The sequence below is a fragment of the Chromobacterium sp. IIBBL 290-4 genome (assembly GCF_024207115.1).
Classification (GTDB): Bacteria; Pseudomonadota; Gammaproteobacteria; order Burkholderiales; family Chromobacteriaceae; genus Chromobacterium.
Genome location: NZ_CP100128.1, coordinates 2,337,512 through 2,355,799, shown reverse-complemented (window position 1 = coordinate 2,355,799; position 18,288 = coordinate 2,337,512). Strand labels below are relative to the sequence as shown.

General features: G+C 63.0%; 17 protein-coding genes. 6 read left to right on the top strand and 11 right to left on the bottom strand.

The window, feature by feature from the left end; translation table 11 throughout:
* Positions 1-68 precede the first annotated feature (68 nt).
* Both NKT35_RS10835 and NKT35_RS10830 read left to right on the top strand, forming a co-directional pair.
* Positions 69-1,577 (top strand): phospholipase D-like domain-containing protein, encoded by a 1,509-nt coding sequence (locus NKT35_RS10835; RefSeq protein WP_254301092.1) that lies wholly within the window; start codon positions 69-71, stop codon positions 1,575-1,577.
* A 405-nt stretch (positions 1,578-1,982) separates the two neighbouring features.
* The gene (locus tag NKT35_RS10830; protein ID WP_254301091.1) at positions 1,983-4,241 is read left to right on the top strand and encodes an arginine/lysine/ornithine decarboxylase; all 2,259 of its coding nucleotides are present in this window, start codon (positions 1,983-1,985) and stop codon (positions 4,239-4,241) included.
* Between the two features lie 54 nt (positions 4,242-4,295).
* Here NKT35_RS10830 and NKT35_RS10825 read toward each other — a convergent pair whose 3' ends face one another.
* Entirely contained in the window at positions 4,296-5,219 is a 924-nt protein-coding gene (locus tag NKT35_RS10825; protein ID WP_254301090.1) for a sensor domain-containing diguanylate cyclase, read from the bottom strand.
* A gap of 129 nt (positions 5,220-5,348) precedes the next feature.
* The gene (locus NKT35_RS10820) at positions 5,349-5,975 is read right to left on the bottom strand and encodes a LysE family translocator (protein ID WP_254301089.1); all 627 of its coding nucleotides are present in this window, start codon (positions 5,973-5,975) and stop codon (positions 5,349-5,351) included.
* Positions 5,976-6,110: 135 nt separating this feature from the next.
* Between NKT35_RS10820 and NKT35_RS10815 the strand changes: the two genes are divergently transcribed.
* Together NKT35_RS10815 and NKT35_RS10810 are read left to right on the top strand one after the other, a co-directional pair.
* Positions 6,111-6,671, top strand: coding sequence for a GNAT family N-acetyltransferase (locus NKT35_RS10815; RefSeq protein ID WP_254301088.1), 561 nt, complete (start codon positions 6,111-6,113; stop codon positions 6,669-6,671).
* Between the two features lie 15 nt (positions 6,672-6,686).
* Entirely contained in the window at positions 6,687-7,301 is a 615-nt protein-coding gene (locus tag NKT35_RS10810) for a LysE family translocator (RefSeq protein WP_254301087.1), read from the top strand.
* 3 nt (positions 7,302-7,304) lie between these two features.
* Here the strand turns inward: NKT35_RS10810 and NKT35_RS10805 are convergent, their stop codons facing one another.
* Positions 7,305-8,096 carry a ferredoxin--NADP reductase gene (locus NKT35_RS10805; RefSeq protein WP_254301086.1) on the bottom strand — a complete coding sequence of 264 codons (792 nt, stop codon included), beginning with the start codon at positions 8,094-8,096 and terminating at the stop codon, positions 7,305-7,307.
* Between the two features lie 28 nt (positions 8,097-8,124).
* Positions 8,125-8,532 carry an NUDIX domain-containing protein gene (locus NKT35_RS10800; RefSeq protein ID WP_254301085.1) on the bottom strand — a complete coding sequence of 136 codons (408 nt, stop codon included), beginning with the start codon at positions 8,530-8,532 and terminating at the stop codon, positions 8,125-8,127.
* A gap of 67 nt (positions 8,533-8,599) precedes the next feature.
* Between NKT35_RS10800 and NKT35_RS10795 the strand changes: the two genes are divergently transcribed.
* Positions 8,600-9,541, top strand: a complete 942-nt coding sequence (locus tag NKT35_RS10795) for an isoaspartyl peptidase/L-asparaginase family protein (protein WP_254301084.1) — start codon at positions 8,600-8,602, stop codon at positions 9,539-9,541.
* On the opposite strand, the gene NKT35_RS10790 is transcribed toward NKT35_RS10795, so the two are convergent.
* Positions 9,532-10,587 carry an NAD(P)H-dependent flavin oxidoreductase gene (locus NKT35_RS10790; RefSeq protein ID WP_254301083.1) on the bottom strand — a complete coding sequence of 352 codons (1,056 nt, stop codon included), beginning with the start codon at positions 10,585-10,587 and terminating at the stop codon, positions 9,532-9,534. The genes NKT35_RS10795 and NKT35_RS10790 overlap by 10 nt on opposite strands.
* A 20-nt stretch (positions 10,588-10,607) precedes the next feature.
* The gene (locus NKT35_RS10785) at positions 10,608-11,753 is read right to left on the bottom strand and encodes a trans-sulfuration enzyme family protein (RefSeq protein ID WP_254301082.1); all 1,146 of its coding nucleotides are present in this window, start codon (positions 11,751-11,753) and stop codon (positions 10,608-10,610) included.
* Positions 11,754-11,986: 233 nt separating this feature from the next.
* Between NKT35_RS10785 and NKT35_RS10780 the strand changes: the two genes are divergently transcribed.
* Positions 11,987-13,750, top strand: coding sequence for an AMP-dependent synthetase/ligase (locus NKT35_RS10780; RefSeq protein WP_254301081.1), 1,764 nt, complete (start codon positions 11,987-11,989; stop codon positions 13,748-13,750).
* Between the two features lie 57 nt (positions 13,751-13,807).
* Here NKT35_RS10780 and NKT35_RS10775 read toward each other — a convergent pair whose 3' ends face one another.
* From NKT35_RS10775 to pth, 5 genes are all read right to left on the bottom strand, one after another.
* Entirely contained in the window at positions 13,808-14,470 is a 663-nt protein-coding gene (locus NKT35_RS10775) for an amino acid ABC transporter permease (protein WP_254301080.1), read from the bottom strand.
* Positions 14,471-14,543: 73 nt separating this feature from the next.
* A complete protein-coding gene (locus NKT35_RS10770) occupies positions 14,544-15,317 on the bottom strand; it encodes a transporter substrate-binding domain-containing protein (protein WP_254301079.1) in 774 nt (257 codons plus the stop codon).
* Positions 15,318-15,421: 104 nt separating this feature from the next.
* The gene (locus NKT35_RS10765) at positions 15,422-16,387 is read right to left on the bottom strand and encodes an IS1595 family transposase (protein WP_254293992.1); all 966 of its coding nucleotides are present in this window, start codon (positions 16,385-16,387) and stop codon (positions 15,422-15,424) included.
* 117 nt (positions 16,388-16,504) lie between these two features.
* Positions 16,505-17,596 (bottom strand): redox-regulated ATPase YchF, encoded by a 1,092-nt coding sequence (gene ychF / locus NKT35_RS10760; protein WP_254301078.1) that lies wholly within the window; start codon positions 17,594-17,596, stop codon positions 16,505-16,507.
* A gap of 64 nt (positions 17,597-17,660) precedes the next feature.
* Positions 17,661-18,242 (bottom strand): aminoacyl-tRNA hydrolase, encoded by a 582-nt coding sequence (gene pth / locus NKT35_RS10755; protein ID WP_254301077.1) that lies wholly within the window; start codon positions 18,240-18,242, stop codon positions 17,661-17,663.
* Positions 18,243-18,288: the final 46 nt, after the last annotated feature.

Genomic DNA, 18,288 nt, shown 5'->3' with positions numbered 1-18,288 from the left:
ATAAAACAGATACAAAGCGCCTTTTTGAGCAATATTTTGTATTCTGTCAGACAAAATTCATTATTAACATGAAACAAGAAGACTCCACTCAAGCCACCTTGCAATTGGTCCGCCAGCTCGCGGAACAGGCGCTATCGCGCTCCGCCGGCGCGCCGCTGATGCCCGGCAACCAAGTGGAATTGCTATATGACAGCGCCGACAACTTCCCGGCCTGGGAAAAAGCGATAGCCGACAGCCAGGATTCTGTCTTCATTGAAATGTATATTTTCGCCAATGACCAATTTGGCTGGAAAATTCGAGATTTGTTGATACAGAAGGCTAAAACCGGCATCCAAGTTTGCCTGCTCTATGACTGGCTGGGCAGTTGGCGCGCTCATCTCGCCAGCTTTTTCCAGCCGCTCATTCAGGCCGGCGGCCAGGCGCGCGCCTATCATCCCCCCAGCCTGGGCGGCGGACTGAGTCTGCTGGGCCGCAACCACCGCAAGATGATCATCGTCGATAGGCGGCTCTTGTTCGTCTCCGGCCTGTGCATCAGCTCCAGCTGGGAGGGCGGCCCCGACATGCCCCCTTGGCGCGATACCGGTCTCGCCTTGCAAGGACCCTTGCTGGAACCCGCGCTGGCCGCCTTCGCCGACAGCTGGGCTCACTGCGGCGAGCCGTTGGATGGGCGCTGGCTGACGCCCGCCGATCATCAAGCCCGCGGCGAAGCCGCCGCGCGCCTGATCGCCACCACGCCCTCCACCGCGCGGATGATGCGGCTGGACCTGCTGGTGGCCAGCTTCGCCCGCCGCACGCTGTGGCTGACCGACGCCTACTTCATGGCCACCAGCCTCTATCTGTCAGCCTTGAAGCAGGCGGCGCGCGATGGCGTCGATGTCCGCTTGCTGGTGCCGCGCTCCAGCGACATCCGCTGGATCGCCGCCGTCTCGCGCACCCAGTATCGGCCGCTGCTGGAAGCCGGCGTGCGGGTGTACGAATGGAACGGGCCGATGATACACGCCAAGACCGCGGTGGCCGACGGCCGCTGGGCGCGCATCGGCTCCACCAATCTGAACCTGTCCAGTTGGCTGGTGAATCGCGAGCTGGACATCGCGCTGGAAGACGACAAACTGGCCGGCGAGCTCGAACAGCGATTTTTGCTTGACCTGGAAAACGCCACCGAGATCGTGCTGCGCCATGCTCGACGCAAAACCGTAGCGGAACCCATGCGGCGCGAGCGTCGGCAACGCGGCACGCCCAAGGAGATGGCGCTGAGCAGCGCCCATTCCGCCGCCCGCCAGGCCGCGCGCATCGGCGACGCGCTGGGCGCGGTGGTGAGGGGCGGCCGCAGCGTGGAAAGCAGCGAAGCCCCGGCCTTCCTCAGCATAGGCGTGGCGCTGTGCCTGATCGCCGCGCTGGTGGGATATTTCCCACGGCTGGCCGCTTGGCCGCTGGCCTTGATGCTGGGCATGGCCGGCATCGGCATCGCGCTGAAATCGCTGGGGCTGTACTGGCGAAAAATGAGGAAAAAACAACAGTCGCGCCTCGCGGCGCCAAGCGTGGAAGAGGATGCGCCGCCGCCCGGTAAGCCCAAATAAAACAGCGATTTAAAGACCTGCCAACCACCTTGCCGATGGACGCGCCGCCCGCGCCGGCCAAGGCTTTTGGTTCTGACCGGAATTTTTCTCGCCGCAGCGCCGCAATGCCCAAGCGCATGACAAGCAAAAGGTCTACAATGCGCGCTTCTTGGGATGTTCTCCAGGCCGGCTGACGTGAAGCGACCACTGGTCGCCAGGTACGGACCGCGGCGCAAAGCGACCCGTTTTATTCGCGCCTTAAGGCCAGCCTCCAGGGCGGCGGCGAAGACTCGTTCTTCAGCCCGTGCGTACAGATCTGCGCCCCACGCGCACCGTGCGACATTGCAGCGACCGCAGGCCGCCAGGCGTCCCATCCGCCCCCGGCCCCGCCGCAGTGTCCGAGTTAACAGCAACAAGGACTCAGGTATGCGTTTTCATTTCCCCATCGTGATCATCGACGAGGATTTCCGCTCGGAAAACACCAGCGGCTCCGGCATTCGCGAACTGGCCGCCGCCATGGAGGCGGAAGGCATGAGCGTGATCGGCTACACCAGCTACGGCGATCTCACTTCCTTCGCCCAGCAGCAAAGCCGCGCCGCCGGCTTCATCCTGTCGATAGACGACGAAGAATTCCAGACCGAGGATTCGGCCCAGGAGTCGCTGGGCAATCTGTACGGCTTCGTCGCCGAGATCCGCCGCCGCAATCCGGACATCCCGGTGTATCTGTACGGCGAAACCCGCACCGCGCGCCACATCCCCAACGACATCCTGCGCGAGCTGCACGGCTTCATCCACATGCATGAGGACACGCCGGAGTTCGTCGCCCGCCACATCATCCGCGAGGCCAAAAGCTATCTGGACAACCTGGCGCCGCCGTTCTTCCGCGCGCTGGTGGATTACGCGCATGACGGCTCCTACTCCTGGCACTGCCCCGGCCACTCCGGCGGCGTCGCCTTCCTGAAGAGCCCGGTCGGCCAGATGTTCCACCAGTTCTTCGGCGAGAACATGCTGCGCGCCGACGTCTGCAACGCGGTGGACGAACTGGGCCAGTTGCTGGACCACACCGGTCCGATCGCGGCCTCCGAGCGCAATGCCGCACGCATCTTCAACGCCGACCACCTGTTCTTCGTCACCAACGGCACCTCGACTTCGAACAAGATCGTCTGGCACAACTGCGTCGCCGCCGGCGACATCGTGCTGGTGGACCGCAACTGCCACAAGTCCAACTTGCACGCCATCATCATGACCGGAGCCATCCCGGTGTTCCTGATGCCGACGCGCAACCACTACGGCATCATCGGCCCGATTCCGAAGTCAGAATTCCAGCCGGACACCATCAAGAAGAAGATCCTGGCCAACCCGTTCGCGCGCGAGATGCTGGAGAAGCACCCCAACCGCAAGCCGCGCATCCTGACGCTGACCCAGTCCACCTACGACGGCATCCTGTACAACGTCGAGGAGATCAAGGGCCTGCTGGACGGCGAAGTGGACACGCTGCACTTCGACGAAGCCTGGCTGCCGCACGCCTGCTTCCATGATTTCTACCGCGACTTCCACGCCATAGGCGAAGGCCGCCAGCGCTGCGAAGACAGCCTGGTGTTCTCCACCCAGTCCACCCACAAGCTGTTGGCCGGCATCAGCCAGGCCTCGCAAATCCTGGTGCAGGATCCGCAGAACCGCCAGCTGGACACCGCCTGGTTCAACGAGGCCTACCTGATGCACACCTCGACCAGCCCGCAATACTCGATCATCGCCAGCTGCGACGTGGCCGCCGCGATGATGGAGCAGCCAGGCGGCCAGTCGCTGGTGGAAGAATCGCTGGTGGAAGCGATGGAATTCCGCCGCGCCATGCGCAAGGTGGACGAGGAATACGGCCGCGACTGGTGGTTCAGCGTGTGGGGCCCGGACGACCTGTCTGACGACGGCATCTGCGACCAGACCGACTGGACGCTGCGCCCGAACGAGCGCTGGCACGGCTTCGCCGGCATCGAGGACGGCTTCAATATGCTGGACCCGATCAAGGCCACCGTGCTGACGCCGGGCCTGGACGTGGACGGCAGCTTTGAAGAGATGGGCATCCCGGCCGCCATCGTCACCAAGTACCTGACCGAACACGGCGTGGTGGTGGAAAAAACCGGCCTGTACAGCTTCTTCATCATGTTCACCATCGGCATCACCAAGGGCCGCTGGAACACGCTGATCTCGCTGCTGCAGCAGTTCAAGGACGATTTCGACAAGAACCAGCCGATGTGGCGGGTGATGCCGGAATTCGTCGCCAAGTACCCGCAGTACGAGCGCGTCGGCCTGCAGGACCTGTGCCAACGCATCCACGGCTTGTACGCCAAGCACGACGTGGCGCGGCTGACCACCGACATCTACCTGTCCGACATGGAGCCGGCGATGCGCCCGGCCGACGCCTTCGCCAAGATGGCGCACCGCGAGATCGAACGGGTGCCGGTGGACCAGCTGGAAGGCCGCGTCACCGCGGTGCTGCTGACGCCGTACCCGCCGGGCATCCCGCTGCTGATCCCGGGCGAGCGCTTCAACAAGACCATCGTCGACTACCTGCGCTTCGCCCAGGCCTTCAACCGCGAGCTGCCGGGCTTCGAAACCGATGTCCACGGCCTGGTAGCGGTGGAAGTGCAGGACCGCAAGGTTTACTGCGTGGACTGCGTCAAGCAATAAGGCGGCAACCGGAAATGGCAAAGGCGGGAGCGATCCCGCCTTTTTTCATGTCCGCTACAAGCGCACGCGCCAGGTGTTGCGCCCGCCGGCCTTGGCCTGGTACAGCGCCTCGTCGGCTCGACCCAGCGCCGCCATCAGATCGTCGACCTCGCGCAGCAAGGTCATGCCGACGGAGCAGGTATAGGAGAAAGCCGGGACATCGACCAAGGGCCTTGAGGCCTGCACCTCAGCCAGGATGGCCTGCAGCAAGGCCTCCGCCGGCTCCAGGCCGCTGCCCGGCAGCAACAGCAGGAACTCCTCGCCGCCCAGCCGCCCCAGGCTGTCATGCGGCTTCAGCAAGGGATGCAGCCGACGCACGAAATCCCGCAGCACCTCGTCGCCGGCCAGATGGCCCTGCACATCGTTGATCAGCTTGAAATTATCCAGATCCAGAATCGCGACCGCCGCCGCCTGGCAGGCGCCGTGCCCGAACTGGGCCAGCATGCCCTCCATCTGCTGCAGAATGTGGCCGCGGTTGCTGATGCCGGTCAAAGGATCGGTCAAGGCCGCGCGCTGCGCCAGGTCGCGCGCCTGCCGAAGCTCGCGCTCGCCGACGCGCAGCTCTGTGATCTCGCTGCCGACGCACAGCATCCAGCCGCCCTGCTGCGTGGTCTCGGTCATCCAGATCCAGCGGCCGTCGGCCAAATCGGTCTCGAAGGCGCGGAACGGCAGCTTGGCGCGGCGCGACTTCGCGGAGGCGAGCCAGGATTCGAAATCCCGGGTCTCGATCTGCGTGCCTTGGCGATTGCGATAATTGCGCCGCATCAGTTGCTCCCAGCTGATGCGCTCGTCCGGCGCCACGCCCAGCGCGGCGCAAAAGGCCGGATTGGCGTAGCGCAAGCCGTCTTGTTCATCGAACAGGGAAATCAGCAACGGGCAATCCCCTTGCAGCGACATCAGGCGGGAGGCGATGTCTTCGTCTTCATCGGCAGGCTTCATACACTGGCATCCGGCGGCATCCGGGCCGAAACGCATCGGCCCGCCGCCGCCCCTGGCGGACGGCGGTCATAAGCCATGGTAGAGCAAAATTGCGGGCGGGATAAACGACGTCGCTCAAACGCGGCGGGCTCACTTCTCTGCGGTCAGCAGCCGCAAGGCGAGGCCGCCGAACACCGTCGCCAGCAAATACTGCGGCCAGCGCCCGCCTCCGCCGCCGGCCAGCATCCGGCCCATGCGGCTGCTGGCGATAATCACCAGCGCGTTGACGCCGAAACCCACCGCGTTCAGCACCGTGGCCAGCAGCATGATCTGCAAGGCCACCGGACCGGCTTGCGGCTCGACGAACTGCGGAAACAGAGCCAGCACGAACAGCGCCATCTTGGGATTGAGCAGATTGGTGGTCAGCCCCTGCAGCGCGACGCGCGCCAATGGCTTGCCGTCGGCGCCGGATTCGGCCGCGCGCAGAACGCTCTTGCTGCGCAAAGTGGTCCAGGCCAAATACAAGAGATAAACCGCCCCGGCGATGCGCACCGCGTCGTAGGCCATCGGCACCAGCACGAACAACTGGGCCAGCCCCAAAGCCGCTAGCAGCGCGTGGCAATAGGTGCCGAGCTGGATGCCGAACAAGGTGGCGAAACCGGCGCGCATTCCCTGCCCGGCGCTGCGGCTGGCGATCAACAGCATGTCGGGACCGGGGGTGGCGGCTAGCGCGAGGCAGGCGAGAGAGAACAACAGCAGGGTGGACAAGGTGGGCATGGCGAGGCTCCGCAATGGGTCACGAAGGCATTCATCATACCGACATCATCAGGAATCAAACAACCATGCACAGCGGGTTTGAAACTCGTCGTGATTTCCGGTATAGCTATTTGTCCTAATCAGACTGAGACCGCGATGGACTTCCCCACTCTTCGCACCGAGCGCCTGATCCTGCGCGAGATCACGCTGGACGACGCGCCAGCGCTGCTGGACATCCACGGCGACGCCGAAGCGATGCGCTGGTACGGCACCAACCCGCTCGCCACCTTGGAACAGGCTCGGCAGATGGTGGAAACATTCGCCGGCTGGCGACAACTGCCCGCCCCTGGCATCCGCTGGGGCCTGGCCCTTAGCGGCGGCGGCCCGCTAATCGGCAGCCTGGGCCTGTTCAAATGGAATCGGGGCTGGCGCAGTTGCGCGCTGGGCTACGAACTGGCGCGCGGCCGGCAGGGGCAAGGCCTGATGAGCGAGGCGCTGCGCGCCGCGCTGGCCTGGGGCTTCGTCCACATGGAATTGAACCGGATCGAGGCCCAGGTCCATCCGGACAACCAGGCTTCGCTGACGCTGCTGGAACGGCTGGACTTCAAGACGGAAGGCCGAGCCCGCCAGGCCGGCTTCTGGCTGGGCCGCCACCAGGACCTGATCAATCTATCCTTGCTGCGCGAGGAAAGCGCGTTGGCCGCGACAACCACATAAATAGGGAAGAAACCCATGCACCACTACCCCTTGTTCCTGCTGATGGCCAGCCTCGCCATCCTGACGCCGGGCCCAGGCGTGCTCAATTCGCTGGGCAATGCGCTTCGCTTCGGCCTGAAGGGCAGCCTGCCCGGCATACTCGGCGTCGCCAGCGGCAGCTTCATCGTTGCGGCCTTGTCCGCCACTGGGCTGGGACTATTGCTGGCCGCCTCGGCGCTGGCCTTCACGGTATTGAAGTGGCTGGGCGCCGCGTATCTCTTTTACCTGGGCATCAAGCTGCTGCGCGCGCCGGCGTTTCGATTCGACGCGCCCGAAGCCAGCCGCCAGCCCGCTTGGCGGCAGTTCGCCGCCGGCATGTTGCTGCAGATGAGCAATCCAAAGTCGATTTTCTTCTTTCTGGCCATTTTTCCGCAGTTCATCGATGCCGGCAGCGCGCACTACACCCGCGAGTTCTTGCTGCTGGTCAGCAGCTACAGCCTGCTGCTGGTGCTGATCCACAGCGTTTACGCCTTATTGGCCCATGCCATGCGCCGCTGGCTGAACAATGAGCGCGGCGGGCATCTGGTCAACAAGGCCAGCGGCGCCAGCTTCCTGCTGTTCGGCACCCTGCTGGCCGCGTCCAATCGCTGAGTGTCACCAGCCGTTTTCCAGCACGATGTGGCCCGGCGCATTCTGCCGGGTCATCCGGTAGCCCATCTTCATCAGCTGGCGATGGGTGTCCTCCACCATCTTCGGATTGCCGCACAGCATGAAGCGGCTGTGCTCGGGCGTCATCGCCATGCCGGCGCGCGCCGCCAATTCGCCGTTGTCCAGCAAAGCGGGTATGCGCTGGCCCAGCATGCCGGCAGGCGCGTCGCGCGTCGCCACCGGCAGGTATTGCAGTTTATGGCCATGCTCATGCCACAGCGGGTGATCGCGCAAAGCGGCGATTTCGTCCTGGAACGACAGTTCGGCCGTTTCCCGGACGCAATGCACCAGCGCGATGCGCTCGAAGCGCCGCCAGACTTCGGGTTGCTGCAGGATGGACAGATAGGGCGCGATGCCGGTGCCGGTGGCCAACAGCCACAGATCGCGGCCATCCGGCAACCGGTCTGCCTGGAAGAAGCCCATCGCCCGCTTGTCCAGCATCACTTGCCCGCCCGGCTGCAGCCGAGCCAGGCGCGAGCTGAACTGCCCTTCCGGCACCACGATAGAGTAAAAGTCGAGAAAGTCGTCATGCTCGGCCGAGCACATCGAATAAGCCCGCCACACCTGGCCGCCCTGCTCCAGCGGCAGCCCCAGCCTGGCGAACTGGCCAGCGGCGAAACGGTACGCGGCCGGACGGGTCAGCCGAAAACTGATCAGCTTGTCGGTCCAGCGCCGCATCGCGAGTATGGTTTCAGCGGTGTGCTTCTGTTGAATTTCGGCTTCCAGGGCAGCGTCCATCTGACAGTCCAATTGTTGAGTAATTTACTCAACAATTATGCGCTTGCGTCGGCAAGCTGCCAAGCCACTGTGCCAATTGCGGATGCAATTGCTCGCGGGGCAAGGCCATCAAGGCTGTCAATGACAAAGGCAGCAATTCCGCCACCTCCGGCCCCAAGCGCCAGGCCTTTGGCAGAGGCGCGGCAAACAAGGCGCACACCTCGCCATCCAGCACCCTCGCTCCCAGCGCTTCCAGCGTCAATCCCGTCACGCCCAGCTCTTCCTCCAACTCCCGTTCTGCGGCTTGAGCCGGCGTCTCGCCCGGCTCGATGCCGCCGCCGGCGGCGAAATCCAGGCATGCTGGATGGCTGTCGTCATCCAGCGCGCGGCGCTGCCACCAATAACTCTTCTTGTCCCACAGCAAGATCAAAGCGCTGCTGGCTGGCGAGGTCTCCATGCTGGCCCTTTCCGACAAAAAGCCTCATGCTAACAGCCATTCCGCCCACCCCGCACTGGAGAACGTAATGACAATCGCCCTGGCTTTGCACGGCGGCGCCGGCACACTGCGGCGCAGCGACATGAACCCTGAACTGGAGGACGCTTATCGCCAAGGGCTGGAGCGCGCGCTGGAGGCCGGCCACGCCATCCTGCGCGCCGGCGGCTCGGCGCTGGACGCCGTCTGCGCCAGCGTTTGCGCCCTGGAAGACGACCCGCTGTTCAACGCCGGCCGCGGCTCGGTATACAACCTGGACGGCAAGCAGGAAATGGAAGCGGCGGTGATGGATGGCTGCCGCCAGGATGCCGGCAGCGTCACCGGCCTGGCTCAGGTGCAAAACCCGGTGCGGCTGGCCCGCGCGGTGATGGAAAATACGCCGCATGTGACGCTGGGCTTCGCCGCTGCGGAAGACTTCTCCCGCCGCATTGGCTTGCCCATGCAGCCGCCGGAATATTTCCATACCGACAAACGCTGGCAAGCCTTGCAGCTGGAAAAAGAAAGAATCGCCAACGGCGGCGGCGACGACGATATCCCTGAAGACCGCAAGCACGGCACCGTCGGCGCAGTGGCGCTGGATGCGCAGGGCCGGCTGGCCGCGGCCACCTCCACGGGCGGACGCACTGCCAAATGGGCCGGCCGCATCGGCGATACGCCGGTGATAGGCGCCGGCACTTGGGCCGACGCCCATTGCGCGGTGTCCGGCACCGGCCATGGCGAATATTTCGTCCGCGCCGCCGTCGGCCACGAAATCTCCGCCCGCCTGCGCTATCTGGACGAAACCTTGGCCAGCGCCTGCGACGCGGTGGTGCATGGCCAGTTGACGCCCATGGGCGGAACCGGCGGCGTAGCGGCGGTGGACCGTTTCGGCCGCGTGGCGCTGCCTTTCAACTGCGAAGGGATGTACCGGGCGGCGATAGATGGCGAAGGCCGCAAACTGATCGCCATCTATCGCGACGAAAATCAGCGGTAAGCCGCCTGCCACTCCGACTGCAACTGGGCCAGCAACTGGGAAACCGGCAGCTCGCGCGCGTCGGCCACCCCTTCTCCCGCCCACAGCGACATCAGCTCGACGCGCTCCGCCTTCGCCGCCGCCGCGCGCAGCGGCCCGGTCAAGGCATTGGTGACGGGATAGGCCGGCAAGCGCTCCTGCCATGGCTCCATTTCGCGCATATAGCGGTTAGCCAGGCCGCGGGCATAACGGCCGGAAAACGCCCGCGTCAGGCTGGTGTCTCCCGGCTTCGCCTCCGCCAGCGCTTGCTTCCACAGCGGAGAAATGCCGGATTCGGCGCAGCGGAGGAAAGCGGTGCCCAATTGGCAAGCTTGCGCGCCATGCCGCATCGCCGCGGCCATGTCCGCGCCGTTCATGATGCCGCCGGCCGCTATCACCGGCACCGGCAAGTTTTGCGCCAGTTCGTAGACCAAGGACAGCATGGGGCGCAGCGATTGCTGCGGCTCGCCGATGAAGGTGCCGCGATGGCCGCCGGCTTCGCGCCCCTGCGCGCACACCGCATCCGCGCCCAGCTCCGCCCAGGCCAAGCCTTCCGCCAGGTTGGTGGCGGTGCCGATCACCGAGATTCCCGCCTGCTTCAATGCCCGCAATTGCTCTCTATCCAGAATGCCGAAAGCAAAACTGGCGACAAAGGGCTTCACCTCGATCAAGGCCTGCAGCTGGCGTTCGAAAGGCTGGCAAAACCGCTCGGGGACCACGGGCGGCGCCAAACCCAGCTCGGCATGCCAGGGCGCCAGCAATTGCAGCGCCAACTCCAATTCCGCTTTGCCGGGCATGGGTTCTTGCTGCACAAACAGATTGATGCCGAATGGCCGGCTGCCCAAAGCGCGGATCGCAGCGGCCTCTTGCCGGATCTGCTCCGGCGACAGCAGCGCCCCCGCCAGAAAGCCCAGCCCGCCACCGCCCGACACCGCTGAAATCAATTGCGGCGTCGTCGCGCCGCCCGCCATCGGTGCCTGAATGACGGGCAACTTCAAATGCCATCGCTGCCATAACGCGGTAGACATGCCTTTATCCTTATATAAGGTCAGCCATTCAGCGCCTGCTCCAGATCCGCCAGGATGTCGCCGATGTCCTCTATGCCTATGGATAGCCGCAGCCCGCCATCCTCAATGCCCAATATCGCCTTCTGCTCCGCGGGCATGCCGCCATGCGACATGGTGTAGCTATGATTGACCAGCGACTCCACGCCCCCCAGCGACTCGGCCAGCGCGAACAGTTTCAGCCGCTGGGCGAAGCGGCTGGCCGCCTCGCGGCTGTTATCCGCCAGGCGAATGCTAATGATGCCGCCGAAGCGCTTCATCTGCCTTTTCGCCAGCGCATGGCCCTGATGCTCCGGCAGGCCGGGGTAATACACTTTGGCGATGGCGGGCTGGCGAGTCAGCCACGCCGCCACCTGCTCCGCATTGTCGCAATGCCGGTCCATTCGCAGCGCCAGGGTCTTGATGCCGCGCAGCGTCAAGAAGCAATCCTGCGGCCCCGGCACCGCGCCGGCGGCGTTCTGCACAAAACGGATATCATGGAACAGTTTGTCATCGCTCACCGCCACCAGGCCCAGCAGCACGTCGGAGTGGCCGCCCAGATACTTGGTGGCCGAATGCACCACGATGTCCGCGCCCAGCGTCAACGGCCGCTGCAGATACGGCGTGGCGAAGGTATTGTCCACCGCCACCTTTACATCATGTCGATGGGCGATGGCCGACAAGGCCGCGATATCGACCATGCCCAACAACGGGTTGGTCGGCGACTCCAACCACAGGACGCGCGTGGACGGCGTCAGCGCGGCCTCCAGATTGGCAGGCTGAGTCAGGTCTACAAAGCGAACCTTGATGCCCATCGGCTGCAGCAAACGGGTCAGCAGGCGATAAGCGCCGCCGTACAAATCGGCCACGGCGACCACTTCGTCGCCCGGCTTCAGGCAGGCGCGCAGCACCGCGTCGATGGCGGCCATGCCGCTGGAGAAGGCCAGGCCGTGCTTGGCCTCTTCCAGGCTGGCGAAGCATTCCTGCAGCGCGCTGCGGGTGGGATTGCCGGTGCGGGCATAGGCGAAGCGCAAATCCTCGCCGACATGATCAAAGGCGAAGGCCGAAGTCTGGTATAAGGGCGGCATCACCGACCGGTTGTGATCGGCATTGTCATAGCCGATATGAATGGCGCGAGTGGCGAATTCCACAAAAACTCCTCAAAATCATGTACTTGCTTAAAATTGCCGGACAATCCTACCGCAACGCAGGCCAAACCATGCATTTGCCATGCCCTTTTCATCACCTTGCCAAAAAATCAGCGTAATTGCGAGCAAATCTCGGCAAATTGAGCTGATCTTCACCAAGTAAGCGCGGATTTTTACTTTACACAGACGAACTTTAGGGCTATTTTGCAGCGTTTCGCATTTAAACCATCGTTTGCATGAAGCTAGAACGCGTATTTGACATCCTATCCCATCAGCTCGCCGCCCACCCTCGTCCGGATTGCCTGGCGGCAAAATCCGGCAAGGCATGGCGTCAGCTGTCCACCGCAGAGGTGCGGGATGCCGTCAACCGCGTCAGCCTGGGCCTGCTCGAGATGGGCATCCAGCGCGACGACAAGGTGGCGATCGCAGCCGACAACAGCATCGAATGGGTGCTGGTGGACATCGCGCTGCAACAAATCGGCGCGGTCAGCGTGCCCTTGTATCCAACCATCACGCTGGATGATGCACGCTATATCCTCTCTCATGCCGAGGTCAAGCTGGCTTTCGCCGGCAGTGCTGCATTGCAACGAAAACTGCACGAAGCGCTCGGCAAGCTGGCCTGCCCCATCTATGGCCTGAACGATATCGAAGGCGTGCCCTCCTGGCGCGAAATCCACGATGCCGGCCGCCTGGAACGTTTGCCGGAGCTGGAAGCGCTGAGCGCGGCCGTGCGCGCCGACGACGTCTACACCATCATTTACACCTCCGGCACCACCGGCCGCTCCAAGGGCGTAATGCTGAGCCATCGCAACGTCCTGAGCACCGTGGTGGCCACCGCCTCGTTCACCGGCTTGCCGCAGGGGTGCTGCCGCGCGCTGAGCTTCTTGCCGCTGTCGCACATCTTCGAACGTGCCGGCGTGTTCTACTATCTCTACAGCGGCACCGGCATCTATTTCACCAGCGTGGAATGCCTGTCGTCGGCGCTGGTCGACGTCAAGCCGCACACCTTCAGCGCCGTGCCGCGCGTGCTGGAAAAAGTGCATGAAAAACTGGTGGGCAAAGCCCGCGACCTGTCCGGCGCCAAAAAGCGCATCTATCAATGGGCATTGGCCCGCGCCGAACGCTTCGAACCCAACCGCCGCCTGTCGCCGCTGGAAAGCGTCAAGCACGCGCTGGCCAACAAGCTGGTGTACAGCAAATGGCGCGCCGGCATGGGCGGAGAACTGATCTCCATCAACGTCGGCTCCGCCGCGCTGCAGCCGCGGCTGGCGCAGATGTTCTGGGCCGCCGGCGTCGCCGTGGGCGAAGGCTACGGCATGACCGAAAGCTCGCCGGTGATTTCCGCCAACCCGTTCAACGCCAAGGGCGTGCGCATAGGCAGCGTGGGCTTGCCGCTGCCCGGCGTGGAAGTGCGCCTGGCCGACGACGGCGAAATCCTGGTGCGCGGCGACAACGTCATGGTCGGCTACTACAAAGAACCGGAACAAACGGCCGACGCCTTGAAGGACGGCTGGCTGCACACTGGCGACATCGGCGTGCTGGAAAGCGGCTATCTGCGCATCACCGATCGCAAGAAGGAAATGTTCAAAACCAGCAACGGCAAGTACATCGCGCCGCAAGCGCTGGAGAACAAGCTGAAAGAGTCTGCCTTCATCGACCAGATCATGGTGGTGGGCGACGGCCAGAAATACGCTGCGGCGCTGATTGTGCCCTTGTTTGAAAAACTGAAGGAATGGTGTTCGGAGCACGGCATCGCCTACACCAACGACAGCGAGATGAGCCGCCACCCCAAGATCGTCGAACTGATCGACCGCGAGGTGAAGCGCTTCAACCGCTACTTCGGCAGCTGGGAGCACATCAAGAAGTTCTCCTTGCTCGACAAGCCCTGGTGCGTGGACGCCGGCGAACTGGCGCCGACGCTGAAGCTGCGCCGCAAGGTCATCACCGAACGCTGCCGCAACCTGATAGACGGCATGTACGGCATGCCGGAACCGGCGTAAAAAACAAAGCCCCGCAATCGCGGGGCTTCTTCTTTTCCGTTCAGGGCATGCTGCGTCTTAGCGCTGATGCGCCAGGTTCAGCTTGTCCTCCACCCGGCGCTGCAGCCGCTCGAACGAGGCGCTGAGCAGCCAGTAGATGGCCGCTGCGGCCAGATACAGCGGCAAGGGCTGGAAGGTCTGGGCGATGACTTCCTTGGTCGCCAGCATCAATTCGGTCACCGTGATCACCGAGACCAGCGAAGTATCCTTGATCAGCGAAATCAGGCTATTGGACAAGCTAGGCACCGACAAGCGCAAAGCCTGCGGCGCGATGATGTGGCGCATGGTCTGCCACCAGCTGAGGCCTAACGAAAACGCCGCGTCCCACTGCCCCTTGGCCACGCCGGCGATGCCGCCGCGCAGGCTTTCCGACAGGTAAGCCGCCACGTTCAACGTCAATGCCAACACCCCGGCCGGCACCGGGTCCAATTCCAGGCCAATGCCGGGCAAGCCGTAATAGATGACGAAAATCTGCACCAGCAGCGGCGTGCCGCGCATCGCGCTGACGTAAAAGGCAGCCAATTGCGACAGCAGCGGCAACTTGGCCACTCTAACCATCGCCACCGCGAAGCCCAAGGCCAAGCCCAGCACCATGGCCACCAAAGCAAACGCCAAGGTATAGCCTGCGCCCTTCAGCATCACCGGCAAGGCTGCCTCAAATAGCGTCATCCAATCGCCCATGCTTTCCCTTCCTCAAAAAAACCGACGCCCCCGCTCAATGCAGGGGCGTCGATTCATGCTATCACAAACCGGATTACTTCTTCGCCGCGGCCGGAGCCTTGGACACGTCGATGCCGAACCACTTCATCGAAATCTTCTTGAAAGTGCCATCGGCCTTCATGCCGCTCAAGGCCTGGTCGATCGAGGCCTTGAACTGCGGATTGCCCTTGGCGAATGGAATCGCCATCGTCGCCACGTCGCCGACCGGCGCGCCGGCCTTCAAAGGCAGCTTGGCCTGCTTGATGGCGAAGGGAATCAACAGGCTGTCGTTCAGCGCCGCATCCAGACGGCCGGTAGCCAGATCCTGCAGATACTCCGGCGCGCCCGGATAGGTTTTGACCTCCACGCCGGCGGCGGCCTTGGCCATATCGGCATAGTTGCTGCCCTGGCCCACGCCCAGCTTCTTGCCCTTCAAGTCCGCCAGGCCCTTGAAGGCGCGGCTTTCATTTTTGCGGACAATCAGCTGTGCGCTGGAATAGGTGTAAGGCTGGCTGAAATCGAACACCGCCTTGCGTTGTTCGGTCAAGCCCACTTGGTTGACCACGATGTCGAACTTGCCGCTCTGCAGGCCCGCCAGCAAACCGCTCCATTCCGCGGTGGTGAACTCGGGCTTCACCTTCATCCGCTTGGCGATCTCTGTGGCCACTTCCACGTCGAAGCCGGTCAGTTGCTGCTTGGCATCCTTGAAATTGAACGGCGGGTAAGTGCCTTCCAGCGCAATCTTGAGCGTGCCGCGCTGTTTTACCGTATCCATCAGGTCCGCCGCCATCGCGTGGACACTCATCCCAGCCAGCAGCGCCGCTGCCATGATTTTGCGCATATTCATATAACTAAAAATAATTTAGATTTGATAAAATATTAGAAGCAAGAATATCAGTAAATCTTGATATCAAGCAAGCGCAATAAAAAAGGCTATGTCCCAATAATGTGTTGCAAGGGACGACCCACTGCCTCCTGCAAGCAGTGGCAAGGCTGCATGGTTTGCTGATAGCGCTCCAGCATCCGTCGCCACCCCAGATAGTTTTCAAGGTATTTGGTGGCAACCCCGTGGAATCGAGCCATCCAAAGCTTCAAGCGGCTATGGTAGGCATTCACATGCTGGATATGGAACGCCCCCTCGCGTACCCGCTGTCCCGTCTTGGCATGCACGACTCGATGGGTAATGCCATGCTGCCTGGCAAAGGTCGAGTACACCGCTGCGCCGTCCGAACACAGGATGGCGTCGCTATCCACCAACGGGGCTAAAGCCGCTTCCACATGAGCGCCATTGAGCTTCTTCAACTTGAAGTCCGCTATATGTCCCTCTCGGTCCTGCACCACCATGATGGGAATCTGATCCGGCCCGGTTCCCCGTGTTTGGCTGACGCCACCCCGCTGGCGCGGCGCGCGGGGGAGGCACCGCTGCCCTTTGAATGATTCCAGAATGAAGGTTTCATCTACTTCGACGATGCCTCGGGCTTGCGCCGCCAGATGGTCTGATGCGCGATGCAAGAAGCGATGCCGCCATAGGAAAGCCGTGTTCTTGCTGATGCCGCATGCACGAGCGGCTGCTCGCACGGTCAAGCCATCCTGCAGTGCTTGGGCGTAGCTCAGCCAGCGATCGGCCTTGCGCAATTTGGCTAATGGACTGCCCGACAAGGCATTGCAGGTCCGGTGGCACTGTTTGCAGCGATAACGCCGCAGGCCTCGGCTCCAGCCCCATAACGCCAACTGGTTGGCCTCGGCCTGGCAGTGTGGGCAAGCCGTCAGGTCAGGCAAGGCGTCCTGAATGGCGTCATGGTGAGTGGGATGTTTAAGCGCAGAAGACAGCAAGCTCCTCTGTTTGAGCGTGAGCTGATCCAGTTGGGCAAGAAAACGCTGAAAACTCTGGGCATCCATGGCGCGACTCCCGGTCTGCTACTGTATTCAGCATAGCTCCCAACACGGAATTGGGACATAGCCATAAAAAAGCCCCGGCCAAAAGCCGGGGCTTGCTGCATTCAGCGCGCGGAAAAATCAGACGTTGAACAGGAAGTTCATCACATCGCCGTCCTGCACCACATACTCCTTGCCTTCGGCGCGCATCTTGCCGGCTTCCTTGGCCTTGGATTCGCCGCCCAGCGCGATGAAGTCGGCGTAGGCGATGGTCTGGGCGCGGATGAAGCCGCGTTCGAAGTCGGTGTGGATCACGCCGGCCGCTTGCGGCGCGGTGTCGCCCACGTGGATGGTCCAGGCGCGCACTTCCTTCACGCCGGCGGTGAAGTAGGTTTGCAGGCCCAGCAGCTTGTAACCAGCGCGGATAAGACGGTCCAGGCCCGGCTCTTCCAAACCCAGCGTCTCCAGGAACTCGGTCTTGTCGGCATCGTCCAGCTCGGCGATTTCGGACTCGATGGCCGCGCACAGCGCGACGACCGGCGCGCCTTCCTTGGCGGCGTATTCTTCCACCTTGGCCAGCAGCGGGTTGTTGCTGAAACCATCTTCCGCCACGTTGGCCACATACATGGCCGGCTTGATGGTCAAGAGGCACAGCGGCTTGATCAATGCCTTGTCTTCGTCGGACAGGCCCAGCGAGCGCGCCGGCTTGCCTTCGTTCAGGTGCGGCACCAGCTGTTCCAGCACGGCGATCAGCGCGCGCGCGTCCTTATCGCCCGCCTTGGCCTTCTTGCCTTCGCGCTGCATCGCCTTTTCCACCGCGGACAGGTCGGCCAGCGCCAGCTCGGTCAGGATGGTTTCGATGTCGGCGATCGGGTCTACCTTGCCGGCCACGTGCACGATGTTGTCGTCGTCGAAGCAGCGCACCACATTGACGATGGCGTCGGTTTCGCGGATGTTGGCCAGGAACTGGTTGCCCAGGCCTTCGCCCTTGGAGGCGCCCGCCACCAGGCCGGCGATGTCGACGAATTCGACGATGGCCGGCTGGATTTTCTGCGGGTTGATGATCTTGGCCAGCTCGCCCAGGCGATGGTCCGGCACCTCCACGATGCCGACGTTCGGCTCGATGGTGCAGAACGGGTAGTTGGCGGCTTCGATGCCGGCCTTGGTCAAGGCGTTGAACAGGGTGGACTTGCCGACATTGGGCAAGCCGACGATTCCGCATTTCAGGCTCATGGCTGTCTTCCTAAACTCTTTTCAATCCATTATGGCGGCCGCCCGTCGGGCTGCCTGCCCTTAATCACTTCGCTTCGGTGTGCAGCGTCTTCATCGCCTCGGCCATCTTGCCGGCGACGGCGCGCGGCAGTTCGCGCAGGGAGGCCAGGATCGCTTCGTCCAAGGCCTGCTGCTCCTCGGCGCGCGGCTTCTTCAGCACGAAGTTGGCCACTTCCTTTTTGTCGCCGGGGTGGCCGATGCCGAGCCGCAGACGCCAAAACGCCGGCGAGCTCAGCCGCGACGCGATGTCTTTCAGGCCATTGTGGCCGCCATGGCCGCCGCCCTGCTTGAAACGGGCGACGCCAGGGGCCAGATCCAGCTCGTCATGCACCACCAGGATCTCATCCGGCAGAATCTTGTAAAACTGCGCCAGCGCCAATACGGCCTGGCCGGACAGGTTCATATAGGTCATCGGCTTGAGCAGCCAGACATCCTGTCCGTCTATGCTCACGCGCGCCACATCGCCGTGGAACTTGCCCTCGCTGCGCCAGTTGCCCTTGAACTGCCAGCACAATTCATCCACGAGCCAGAAACCGGCATTATGGCGCGTTTTTTCGTAATCCGGGCCGGGATTGCCCAAGCCCACTATCAGGCGGATACCGGACATGTCTTCGCATTCCAAATGAAAAAAGCTCGCTGCCCGCCTCATGGGC